The following is a 12094-nucleotide window of genomic DNA, read 5'->3' on the forward strand; positions in this document are numbered from 1 at the left end:
TGGAATAATTATATGAAACCACAACGTATTATTACGGCATTATCACTGCTCATGGGCGTTTATACCACGCCGTTGGCAGCCCAGCAACCGTTGAATTTTACCGTAAAGGCCGGCGAAATAAAAACGCCGGTATCGCCCAATATGTGGGGTATCTTCTTTGAGGACATCAACCTCAGCGCTGATGGCGGTATCTATGCGGAGCTGGTAAAGAACCGTTCCTTTGAATTCAGCACGCCGCTTATGGGCTGGAGCGTTCCAAGGAACGCGGTAGCCAGTGGGCAGATAGTGGTCGTCAACCGGCAGGAAGACCATCCATCCAATCCACGCTTTGCCAGGATAACAATGCCGGCTACACGTAGTTTTGAGATAGTGAATGAAGGTTTCCGCGGCATGGGTATCAAGAGTGGCGAACAGTACAATTTCTCTTTGTATGCCCGGCAACAGGAAGGCGCTGCGGTGAAGCTCACCGTTACCTTACTCGATGATGCGGGTAAAGAGATAGGCAGCACCACGGTATCGCCCGCCGGCAGCAGCTGGCAGCAGTATAAAGCCAGTTTCACCGCTGCTGCCACCGCGACCAAAGGCAAGCTGAAAGTAACTTTCAGCGGCAATGGAGTGATAGATGTTGACATGATCTCCCTGTTCCCGCAACATACCTGGAAGGAGCGGAGCAACGGGCTGCGTACCGATCTCGTACAATTGCTGGCCGACCTTCATCCCGGCTTTCTCCGGTTCCCCGGTGGCTGCATCGTGGAAGGACGCGAGCTGGTAAACCGCTACCAGTGGAAGAAAACAGTAGGTGATGTGAACGACCGTGAACTGATCATCAACCGCTGGAACAACGAATTTCCACATCGCGCCACACCGGATTACTTCCAGTCGTTCGGACTTGGCTTCTTTGAATATTTTCTGCTGTCGGAAGACATAGGCGCCTCGCCTTTACCGATCCTCAACTGTGGCATGGCCTGTCAGTTTAACAGCGGAGAAGTGGTAGCCGTGAATGAACTGGACCCTTACATCCAGGACGCACTGGACCTGATTGAATTTGCCAATGGCGACGTAACTTCCAAATGGGGCGCACTGCGCGCAAAAATGGGCCACCCGGCGCCGTTTAACCTGAAAATGATGGGCGTAGGCAACGAGCAGTGGGGACCGCAATACGTAGAACGGTACACTATTTTTGCAAAAGCTATCAAAAGTAAATACCCGGACATCAAGCTGATAAACAGTCTTGGCCCTGGCCCTGACGGCGATAGATTTACTTTCCTCAACGACACGCTGCGTAAATTGAATGCAGATATCCTCGACGAGCACTATTACAGTTCTCCTGAATGGTTCCTCAGCAACGCAGCACGCTATGATTCCTACGACCGTAAAGGTCCCAAGATCTTTGCCGGCGAATATGCCGCACACAGCAAAGGAGTAGGCAACGGTGATAATAAAAACAACTGGCAGTCGGCATTGGCAGAAGCCGCCTTCATGACCGGGCTGGAACGCAACACCGACGTAGTGGTAATGGCCTCCTATGCGCCGCTGCTGGCACATGTGGATGGATGGCAGTGGACGCCTGACCTTATCTGGTTTGATAACCTGCGTTCCTACGGTACCCCTAATTATTATGTACAAAAATTATATGCCAATAACAAAGGCACTGTAGTGGTACCCATGCTCAAAGGTAACCAGGTAATCAGCGGACAGGATAGCGTATATGCATCCACGGTAGTGGATGACGCCACCGGGGAACTGGTCATAAAACTGGTGAACGCGTCCGCTACCGTTAAGCCGGTAGCAGTGGCAGTGCAGGGCGTAAAAAGCATTGCTGCCAACGGGAAGTTAACTACGCTTCGTAGCGATGATCTTCAAGGTCTTAATTCGCTGGACCGTCCCACCGGCATCTCCCCGGAAGAAAAAAATATAAGTATCAAAGGAAAAACAATCCGTACGGATATTGCGCCGTGGTCTTTTTACGTGATCCGTGCGAAGATAAAGAAATAGCCATCTGGCAAGTATATACGGCGGCAGGAAAGTTTTTTTCTGCCGCCTTTTTTTTGTTATAAAAAGAATGATCATGAAACGGGGTTTACTTTGGATATTACTTTTTTACGCATGGCATAGCCAGGCACAGTTTGTTCATGATCCGGTAATGATCCGCCAGGATAGTACCTGGTATTTGTTTTGCACGGGAAACGGCATTACGGTGTATTCATCTCCCGATATGAAAAACTGGCATCAGCAACCACCGGTATTTACTACGCCACCTGCCTGGACAAAAGCCACGGTGCCGGGTTTTAGAGGACATACCTGGGCGCCGGATATCAGTTATTACAACGGATGGTATTATTTGTATTATGCAGTTTCCGCGTTTGGAAAAAATACTTCCGCCATTGGTGTGGCAGTTAATAAAACACTGGATCCCCAATCGCCCGGTTTTCAATGGATTGATAAAGGCATGGTGATACAATCTGTTCCCGGCAGGGATAACTGGAATGCCATTGATCCCAATTTTATTACAGATAGCCTTGGTGCACCGTGGCTGAGTTTCGGCTCTTTCTGGGGTGGCATCAAAATGTTTAAACTGGATAGTACGGCTACACGCCCGGCTGTGCCACAGGTATGGTACACGTTGGCCGCGCGTCACCGCGATGAAGGGATAGCAGATGCTTTACCTGGCAATGCGGCTATAGAAGCGCCTTTTATTTATAAGAAAGCGCATTACTATTATCTTTTTGTGTCGTTCGATTATTGTTGCCGCGGTGAAAAGAGTACCTACAAAATGATGGTGGGCAGATCTGCACAATTGCAGGGACCTTATATAGATAAAGAAAACCGGCGAATGACCGATGGCGGCGGCTCGTTGCTATTAGCGGGAGATGCCCGCTGGCATGGTGTAGGGCACAATGCCGTAGTAGCGTTTAATGGAAATGATTACCTCGTTTTTCATGGTTATGATGCCGGCGACGGCGGAAAACCAACATTGAGAGTGGAGCTATTGCAATGGGAAAACGGGTGGCCGGTAGTAAAACAGCGTTAGCGGATTCACTCCGCTAACGCCTGTTCTTTTATTCTTTCACCATTCTGCAGCCATACAGCGGGCCCGCGCTGTTATTGGCTTTTGGTACGAAGCGGATATTCACGCTTTGCTTTCCTTTTGTAAGATGTTCAGGGATGGGATAAGAGATAGGATAGAACCTGCTCTCCTTGAATTTGTTGATATCTTCAGTGGCGATAGTGGTGCCGTCTACAATGATATCAAATGTACGACCCCGGTTATCCATGCCCCAGTAAGTACATTGCAGCGAATGACGGGAGTTGGGATCTACTTTCATGTTAAAGGAAAAATATCCTCCTGGCCATGCGATGCGCCATTTGCGCCCATGTTCTTCTTCCGTGCTGGTTTTCTCGCCCGTGAATTCATGATCACGTTCCGGTTGCATTTCACCCGGGCGAAGAATATCGGTAGTACGCGCATCCAGCTCCTGCTGCGCTTTTTTAGCCGCTGCATATTTTCCCTGTTGTTCCTGCCAGCTTTGCGGCGTAAACACATCCCAGTATACGGTGTAATACTCATTACGGGTTTGGTAAAAGGGCGTAAGTGTAACGTCCATCGGTTTTGCGGTGCCGGCAGTGCGGAACACCAGTGTGCCGGGGTCGTTGCTGCGATTGATCCAGGTGTTGGGTTGACCGTTAGGTGCTACCAATACCGGAACGCCGCTTACCGGATCGGGTTCTTTCTCTCCAAGTATACCGGATAATAACACCGGGCCATAAAACAATGCCTGCCTGTTAGGATTGTCGGGAAGCGCTTCTGTATACACATCGGCTGGCAGGGTAAGCGTTACCTGGTCGTTGTTTTTCCAGCTCCGGGTAACCACGAAGTATCCGCTTTCATCTGTTTGCAGGGATTGCTCCGTACCATTTACTTTCAGTGTAATACCTGGTCTTGCCCATGCCGGTTTACGGATGCGAAGGGTAAATGACGTTGTTTTCTTCGTGCTAACGGTGAGGGTTATACGATTATCTGCAGGGAGCTTATTTTCCTGCTTTACTGTAATGCCCTTATCTTTCCATTCAAGTACGGAAGGAATAAACAAGTTCACAAACAGGCTGCCATCGGCGCCGCGGTAATAAATGCTTTCACCGTATTTCACATGATTCTCCATTCCGGAGCCCACGCAGCAGGTAAAGGTTTCAAACTCATCGCTGTATTCTTTGTGGCCGCCCATGCGGAGCGGAACGAAGTAACACATCATACCTGTTTCGTGATGCTGCGATGCCAGGATATGATTGTATAATGCTTTTTCGTAGTAGTCCATGAAACGCGCCTGTGGCTCCAGTGCAAACAGGTGCCTGGTGAGCTTGAGCATGTTATAGGTGTTACATGTTTCAGTAGTATTGTCTGTAAGCGATTCATTGAGCTGTCTTGCTGGTCCGAAGTACTCATAGTTGCTGTTACCGCCATTGGCATACGAATGGTCCCTGGTTACCACTTCCCAGAAATACCTGGCAATAGCCGCGTCTTTGGGATCTTTGTTCAGCTCATACCTGCGGATGCTGGCAATGGCTTTAGGGATCTGGGTGTTGGAGTGCTTACCTGGTAATATATCTTTCCCGATAGCCAGTGAATCAAGGATACGTTTATCATAAAAGCGATAGGAGAGATCGAGGTATTTTTTATCACCGCTCAGGGCGTAGGTATTCACCAGTGTTTCCGCCATGCCGCCGTATTCGCAGATCAGCATTTTCTGCATCTGTTCTTCCGACAGGTTTTTGATGACGTCACCGGTCCAGTCGGCGATACCTTTGTTTACCTGCAGTGCTTCCGCGTTATTACAATAGAGCCATGCATCCAGTAACCCGGCCATAATTTTATGTACGGTGTACCAGGGCGACCAGCCGCCGTTAAGATCGAAGCCCCTGGAGCGGATATCGCCGGCAGCGATTTCAGACCAGAGCTTATTATCGTTGGGGAAAGCCCCGATATAGCCATTGTGGCGGTTTTGCTGGCACAGTGCCAGCTCGCTTACCAGGTAGGCTACCCGGTTAAGATAGGCGGTATCTTTGGTGGCTGCGTATTGCATGGCGCAGGCCGACAAATAATGGCCCATGGTGTGGCCAGCCAGTCCGCCGGTTTCCCAGCCGCCATATTGTTTCCCTTTTGCGGGCAATCCTGCGTTGGTGCGGAAAGCCGACAGCAGGCGATCGGGATCTATTTTTAAAAGGTATCGCGCATCCGCCTGCATAGCCGTTTTAAAGGGGCCATCCAGGAGGGTGACGTCCGTTATCGGGAACGGATATGCTTTTATAGTGGCTGTAGGCAACACTTTCATCTTGCTTTCTTTCCACCCTGGTACATAAGATTGGGCACAGGCGCTATAGTACAGCGGAACGCTGCCGGCCAGCAACAATCCCGTAAGGAGCAGTCTTTTCATTTCATCAGAATTTAACAGGCTAAAGCTAGTTCGCCCGGTGTATACTTACTTTCCAATTATTGACAGAAAGTACACGTATTTTAATCAATCGCGTTTTAATTGTTCTTGTGACAATAAATTTTAAATAAAAATATTTGACTTTAGCCGGATTATCCCGATATTTAGTGACTCTTTTTCACTTAACATCAAAATACGTTATGGACATGAACTTTAAGGCGCTAACCGCCCTCGTGATCTCCGGTGGCACCATGCTGGCTTCCTGCAACAACAATGCTGCGAAGACGGAAGAAAGTAAGGATTCCACAGCAACGGCTGTAACAGCTGGCCCACAAAGCTTTGGACAGGCAGATGGACAGGAAGTTTTGCAGTATACCCTGAAGAATGCAAACGGAATGGAAGTAAAGATCCTGAATTACGGTGGTACTATCACAGATATCATTACTGCCGACAAACAAGGACAGAAAGGCAATGTGGTATTGTCTTACGACTCACTTTCAGGCTACCAGCAAAAAGGCCAGCCTTATTTCGGCGCACTGGTAGGCCGTTATGCCAACCGTATTGCCAATGCTAAGTTTACACTGGATGGCAAGGAATACAAACTCGCTGCTAATAATAACGGCAACACGCTTCACGGCGGACTGAAAGGATTTGATAAGGTAGTATGGGCAGCCACCCCGGCGGGCGACAGCAGCCTGCAACTGGTATATAACAGCAAAGACGGAGAAGAAGGATATCCCGGTAACCTCCAGGCTACGGTGGTATACACGCTTACACCGGACAACGCCCTGCAGATCACCTATAAGGCAACCACCGATAAGGCGACCCCGGTAAATCTTACCAACCACGCGTACTTTAATCTTTCTGCGGGAAAAGACAGCACTATCCTCGGACATGAGCTGTCGCTGAAGGCAAGCCGCTATACCCCGGTAAATGATAAGCTAATCCCTACCGGCAAACTGGATCCCGTAAAAGGTACCCCAATGGATTTTACCACTGCCAAAAAGATCGGTGCTGATATCGGCAAAGTAAAAGGCGGCTATGATCATAACTGGGTACTGGACAAACAGGAAGGTGTACTGGAAACCATCGCTACCCTGTACGATCCAACCAGCGGCCGTTATATGGAAGTGGCTACCACCCAACCCGGTATTCAGTTCTATACCGGCAACTTCCTGGATGGCACGCTCACGAATACACGTAACGGACAGAAGTATGTGCAGAACGCGGCGCTTTGCCTGGAAACACAACACTTCCCCGATTCTCCTAATCAACCTTCTTTCCCGAACGTAATCCTGAAACCGGGCGAAACGTTTTCACAAACAACGGTGTATAAGTTTTCGGTGAAGTAAGCGGAGGGCCGCCTTCGGCGGGGAAATTGTCTTGGAGCACTGATTACGCTGATTATACTGATTTTAAGGATTTGATCAGTTTTGATTTTATAAATGATTTCGGGGAGATTTAAGCGAGTGTATCTGCTTATATCTCCCCGAAGTCTTTTAAATATCCGCTTATATTTCCCTTAATCAATAAAATCAAAACTGATCAAATCCTTAAAATCAGTATAATCAGCGTAATCAGTGCTCCAAGACAATTTAAAAACCGCCGAAGGCGGTTCCTGCGCTAATAATTCGGATTCTGCACCAGTGTGCCTTTGCTTCTGTCGATTTCCTGTTGCGGCATCGGGAAGAAGTAGTTTTTAGGCTTGGTGAAGATACGTGGGGCTCCGCCTCTTGTAATCACGGTACCATCATACGCCAGCTTGGGCTTTTTGTACAGTGCCACGATATCTACGAGGTTGGCTTTATCCCAGCGCAGGAGGTCCTGGTGGCGTTCATTTTCTCCGCACAGTTCCACCCTGCGTTCATGCATCAGTGCTGCCATGCCGGCATTGGTAACTGCCGGTAAACTGGCGGAAGCGCGTTTACGAACGGCATTGAGTTCCGCGTCGCCGGCGCCCGGGCCGTTTAACCGGATCTTTGCTTCTGCCACCAGCAGGTAAATATCCGCGGCGCGCATCAACGGTGTTTTGAGGGAGTAGTCCAGTCCGCCGGAAGGTTTCCAGCTACAGAACTTTTTGTAGTGATAACCGCTCCAGGAAGCTGATGCTTCATAAGTAGCAATACCGGTACCGATATTTACCTTATCGCCTGGCTGCATGATGCAGATATTCTTGCGGGGATCGCCTGCTTCAAATTCATCTACCAGTCCTTTGGTAGGGTAGAAGAAGCTCCATCCGTTCCAGTTGCGTGGAGCATGATAGGTGATGAAATCGGAGTAGCCGTTTCCGTCTACTGTTTGAACGGCGAGCAGCATTTCTGAATTGTTGCCGGTGGCTACACTGAAATTATCGGCATAGTTGGTTGCCAGTTTATAGTTAGTATTGCTAACTACTTTGCTGCCGTATTCGATGGCTTTGTCCAGTTTCGACCAGTTCATATACAGTTTACACAACAGTCCCCAGGCGGTACCTTTGCTTACGCGGCCTTTATTGGCGTCGTCGTAGGTTTCAGGAAGCTGGTCGGTGGCGACCAGGAGATCGCTTTCTATCTGGGCGCGCAGTTCATCGGCGGTTACTTTTGGTTTGTTATAGAAAGATTTGAGCACATCATCTTCTGTGATGATAGGAGCTTCGCCATAGATCAGCAGCAGGCGCCAGTAGGCGAATGCGCGGAAGAAGTGTGCTTCACCCAGACAACGGTTCTTGATGTCCGGATCGATGTCTGTAATTTTAGGAACATAGATCAGCACGTTGTTGGAGCGGTTAATCGTTTCATATTTCCATCTCCATCCTACCCGTACGCTGTAGGTGGAAGCATCGTAGGTGAAATCTTCTATCACGCCGTCGTAATCGTGGTCGCCGCCGCGTACCTGGTCGTCTGAGCAGTTATCGAATACAAACTCATTAAAGCCGGTATAATCTTCTTCCAGTAAAATATTATAGATACCGGTTACCCCATCAAGGGCATCGCTTTGGTTACGCCAGTAGTTACCGGTGCTGTACACTCCTTTGGGAGATACATCGAGTACGCTTTTACAGCCGGCAAAGAGTAATGTCGTGAGTACTAATATATATTTGATCCGTTGCATAGTAGTTAATTTAAGGTTGCCGTGAATTAAAAGTTGAGGGTAGCGCCAAAAGTAAAGGTCCTGGCCTGCGGATAGGCGGCTACGTCTACTCCTCTCTGCCTGTTGCCATCGCCGGTACCGTAGTTATAACCCAGCTGCGGAGTTAAACCGGAGTAGTTGGTGAGGATAAACAGGTTTTGTGCGGCCACGTATACATGGATATCTGAGATGCCGCTGCGGCCCCATACTTTGGAAGGAATGGTATAACCCAGCGATGCGTTTTTCAGGGAGAAGTAATCACCGTTTTCCACAAAGCGGTCGGAGGTGCGGTTATTCTGATTGGCATTGCCCAGGGTCATCCTTGGTACGGAATTGCTGGTGCCGGCGCCATGCCAGCGGTTCAGCGCATCTGCATACAGGTTATATGGATAATTGGGATCCATGCCCTGCATTTTATCGGCGTTGTAAAGTTTTACGCCACTCACACCTGCAAAGGAAAGGCTGAGGTCAAATCCTTTGTAACCCGCGCTGGCCTGGATGCCGTATACCATTTTAGGATTGGGGCTGCCCAGGTTTACACGGTCTTTATCATTTACAATATTATCACCGTTGGTATCGAGGAAACGCACATCTCCCGGTTTGATATTGGCTTTGTTGGGATCTTTGCTGATGTTGGGATCGTTGTTGATCTCATCAGCGGTCTGGTAGATTCCACCTGTTTTCCAGCCATAATAAGAGGCCAGTGGCTGGCCCACATAGGTGCGGGAAATTTCCTGTCCCTGTCTGCCATAGGGCGTGGAACCGATATAGGAAGAAGGGTCGTATAGTTTGGTTACTTCATTTTTAATAAAAGAAGCGTTGGCGCTTACATTGTAATGGAACTTGTCGTTGCCGCCCTGGTAGCCTACTTCCACTTCCCAGCCTTTGTTGCTCAGCTGACCGAGGTTACGGTCGGGGATGGCGGAAGTGCCGTGGAGGTCCATTTCAGGAGCGGGTACCAGCATGTCTTTGGTGTTTTTGTTGAACCAGGTGATGGTGGTATTGAGTTTATCGTGGAAGAAGCCGGCTTCCAGGCTGATGTTGGTCATTTCGGCCTTTTCCCAGGTGATATCGGGGTTGGCGAGCCTTGAGTTCCATACGCCGGTGTAGGCGGTTTCGCCGAAGTTATAGCGGCGATCTTTATCTATCTGTGCGAGATATTGAAACTCCGTTACGTTTTGATTACCCAGCTGTCCCCAGCCGCCTGTGATTTTCAGGTTGCTTACGGCTTTTACGTTGTCTTTAAAGAAGGTTTCATCTGAAATCCGCCAGCCTGCGGAGAAGGCGGGGAAGTAGCCCCAGCGTTGATCCGGTGAGAACTTCGACGAGCCATCTGCACGGAAGGTAACGGTGAGCAGGTATTTATCCTTGAAGCCATAAAAGCCCCTGATAAACCCGGATGCGATGGCGTTGGCATTAAAATAATTGCCTTTTGCATCGTGAATATCGTTACCGTTACTCAGTACCAGCTGGTCTTTTGATTCATCGTTAAAGCCCCATCTTTCCGCCTGGTTCCAGGAGCCGTTATAGGTTTGCTGGGAGTAGCCACCGGTAACAGTGAGGTGATGTACGTTTGCCAGCACTTTATTGTAGGTGAGGAAAATTTCGCTCAATTGGTTGTTATAGCTTTCGCTGCGATTGAAAAGTTCTGCATGATCGCGTGCCCTGGTTTGATCCAGTACTTTAGGCGCGAAGTTGAACTGATTCATCAGGCTGCCGTCAAAGCCGTAGTTGGCGCGCAGGGTGAGGCCATCCATGATTTCCAGTTCAGCGTATACGCTGGCCAGCATGCGATAGTTTTTGGTCCAGGTGTCGGTGGTTTCCGCGGTGTATACGGGGTTGTTGATATCACCGAGTTCATTGCTGGCTTTGGAGGTGCCCCAGCTGCCATCGGGGTTGTGAACGGGGATGGCGGGGTTAAAGCGCAGGGCGCTGAAAATAAGACCTGTCTGGGAAGAGTAGGTATCCGGGCCGCTGTTTTGTTTATAGGTGAGCTGCAGATTTTCACCTACTTTCAAACGCTTACCCAGCTTGTGTTCTGAGTTAATGCGTACTGAGTACCTTTTGAAATAGGAATTGGTGATGATACCATTTTCATTATAATAACCGGCACTGAGCATATAGTTGGAGGTGTTGTTGCCACCGCGCAGATTCACGTCTGCATTGGTAATATCGCCGGAACCGAACAATGCTTTTTGCCAGTCGGTGCGTTGGGTGGCGTAATAGGGATCCTGCCAGATGGGCTCTATTGCCACGCCATCGTTGGTATAGCGTTCCTGTTTCAGTTTTACCAGGTCGGGTGCGGTGAGCAGGGGGATATATCGGATGGTATTGGTAACGCCGCGATAGAAGTTGACCGATGCTTTCAGTTTTTCTCCATAGTTTCCTCTTTTGGTGGTAATGATCACCACACCGTTGGCGGCGCGGGTACCATATATTGCGGAGGAAGAGGCATCCTTAAGTATTTCCATGGAGGCGATGTCGTTAGGGTTTACATCTGCGAGTCCGCCTGCCGGCACGCCATCTATAATGATCAGCGGGTCGGCATTATTGATGGTACCTGTACCGCGGATACGGATGGCAGGCGTGCTGCCGGGGGCTGCATCCGACCGTACAATATCCACGCCTGTTACGCGGCCCTGGATGGCTTGCGCGGCATCTGATACAGGAAGGTTTTTGATGTCGGCTCCTTTAACGGAAGCGATGGTACCGGTAACGTCGCGGCGACTTTGCACACCATAACCTACTACCACTACTTCACCTAATCCTTTGGTGGCTGCGGCCAGTGATACGTTGATAACGGTTTGTTCGCCGATGGTAACCGTTTGCGGTTCGTAGCCGATAAACGAGAACAAAACCGATTTAGCACCCGGTGGTAAAGAAAGGGTGTAGTTCCCTTTTGCATCAGTACTGGCGCCGCTGGCGGTGCCGGTTATGATTACGTTTACACCAGGCAGACCTGCACCGTCTGCCGCGCCGGTAACTTTTCCGGTAAGGGTCTTTTGAGCAAATACTGCGCTGGTGGCAGCGCATAGAAAGACCATCAGAAAGCATAATTTTCCAGTGAATGAGTACCTCATAATTAATGAATAAGACGTGAACTTGAATAGAAACGTGAATGGAACAGATATACGGCCTGTCTCTCGTGTTGTCGTTTAGTTTTTTGGTTGTTATAAAATAAAAGTTGCTAAATCGTTATTGCACATTTGCCCGCTGGAGGCAGTTTTTTATATAATTCACTGGATCCCCAAAAGAGATGAAAAAAAGTTGGTCTTTCACATGATCAATATGGCACGTCGTAATGCTTACTCAGAAAAGGAATTACATGTCTACATAACATCGCATCAGTTTCTGTCAGAAAGGTAACGAATTTTGTAAATGTACATGTATAGTTTTTTGCCTGGTTATAATACTGGATTAATTATATATTAATACTTCGAAAAGGCGTAGGGGATACGCTTATAGGGGAAGGCACAAAAAAAGAGAGGCTGTATCATAAATAAATGATGCGGTCTTTTTTTTTATTTTAATACCCGTCCCCCATTTATCCACGTTCCTGG

Annotated in this window: 6 protein-coding genes; 3 read left to right on the forward strand and 3 right to left on the reverse strand. The window is 48.8% G+C overall.

All coding sequences use genetic code 11. The features are described from left to right. The first annotated feature begins 12 nt into the window (after positions 1 to 12). The gene (locus AB6805_RS23415; protein ID WP_370911879.1) at positions 13 to 1995 is read left to right on the forward strand and encodes an alpha-L-arabinofuranosidase C-terminal domain-containing protein; all 1983 of its coding nucleotides are present in this window, start codon (positions 13 to 15) and stop codon (positions 1993 to 1995) included. 73 nt (positions 1996 to 2068) lie between these two features. Continuing rightward, a complete protein-coding gene (locus AB6805_RS23420) occupies positions 2069 to 3031 on the forward strand; it encodes a family 43 glycosylhydrolase (protein ID WP_370911880.1) in 963 nt (320 codons plus the stop codon). Between the two features lie 28 nt (positions 3032 to 3059). Here the strand turns inward: AB6805_RS23420 and AB6805_RS23425 are convergent, their stop codons facing one another. Beyond that, on the reverse strand, positions 3060 to 5429 hold the full coding sequence (locus AB6805_RS23425) for a beta-L-arabinofuranosidase domain-containing protein (RefSeq protein WP_370911881.1): 2370 nt from the start codon (positions 5427 to 5429) through the stop codon (positions 3060 to 3062). Between the two features lie 197 nt (positions 5430 to 5626). On the opposite strand from AB6805_RS23425, the gene AB6805_RS23430 reads away from it, so the two are divergent. Further along, positions 5627 to 6778 carry an aldose epimerase family protein gene (locus tag AB6805_RS23430; RefSeq protein WP_370911882.1) on the forward strand — a complete coding sequence of 384 codons (1152 nt, stop codon included), beginning with the start codon at positions 5627 to 5629 and terminating at the stop codon, positions 6776 to 6778. A gap of 271 nt (positions 6779 to 7049) precedes the next feature. On the opposite strand, the gene AB6805_RS23435 is transcribed toward AB6805_RS23430, so the two are convergent. Both AB6805_RS23435 and AB6805_RS23440 read right to left on the reverse strand, forming a co-directional pair. Next, on the reverse strand, positions 7050 to 8516 hold the full coding sequence (locus tag AB6805_RS23435) for a RagB/SusD family nutrient uptake outer membrane protein (protein ID WP_370911883.1): 1467 nt from the start codon (positions 8514 to 8516) through the stop codon (positions 7050 to 7052). 26 nt (positions 8517 to 8542) lie between these two features. Next, entirely contained in the window at positions 8543 to 11578 is a 3036-nt protein-coding gene (locus tag AB6805_RS23440; RefSeq protein ID WP_370911884.1) for a SusC/RagA family TonB-linked outer membrane protein, read from the reverse strand. Between the last annotated feature and the right edge of the window lie 516 nt (positions 11579 to 12094).

Origin of the sequence: Chitinophaga sp. RCC_12, from assembly GCF_041360695.1 — a bacterium.
Lineage (GTDB): Bacteria > Bacteroidota > Bacteroidia > Chitinophagales > Chitinophagaceae > Chitinophaga.

What these genes read in the sequence shown, in the direction of transcription:
- AB6805_RS23415 (WP_370911879.1), top strand. Translation starts at nt 13, where the DNA reads ATGAAACCACAACGTATTATTACGGCATTATCACTGCTCATGGGCGTT.
- AB6805_RS23420 (WP_370911880.1), top strand. Translation starts at nt 2,069, where the DNA reads ATGAAACGGGGTTTACTTTGGATATTACTTTTTTACGCATGGCATAGC.
- AB6805_RS23425 (WP_370911881.1), bottom strand. Translation starts at nt 5,429, where the DNA reads ATGAAAAGACTGCTCCTTACGGGATTGTTGCTGGCCGGCAGCGTTCCG.
- AB6805_RS23430 (WP_370911882.1), top strand. Translation starts at nt 5,627, where the DNA reads ATGGACATGAACTTTAAGGCGCTAACCGCCCTCGTGATCTCCGGTGGC.
- AB6805_RS23435 (WP_370911883.1), bottom strand. Translation starts at nt 8,516, where the DNA reads ATGCAACGGATCAAATATATATTAGTACTCACGACATTACTCTTTGCC.
- AB6805_RS23440 (WP_370911884.1), bottom strand. Translation starts at nt 11,578, where the DNA reads ATGGTCTTTCTATGCGCTGCCACCAGCGCAGTATTTGCTCAAAAGACC.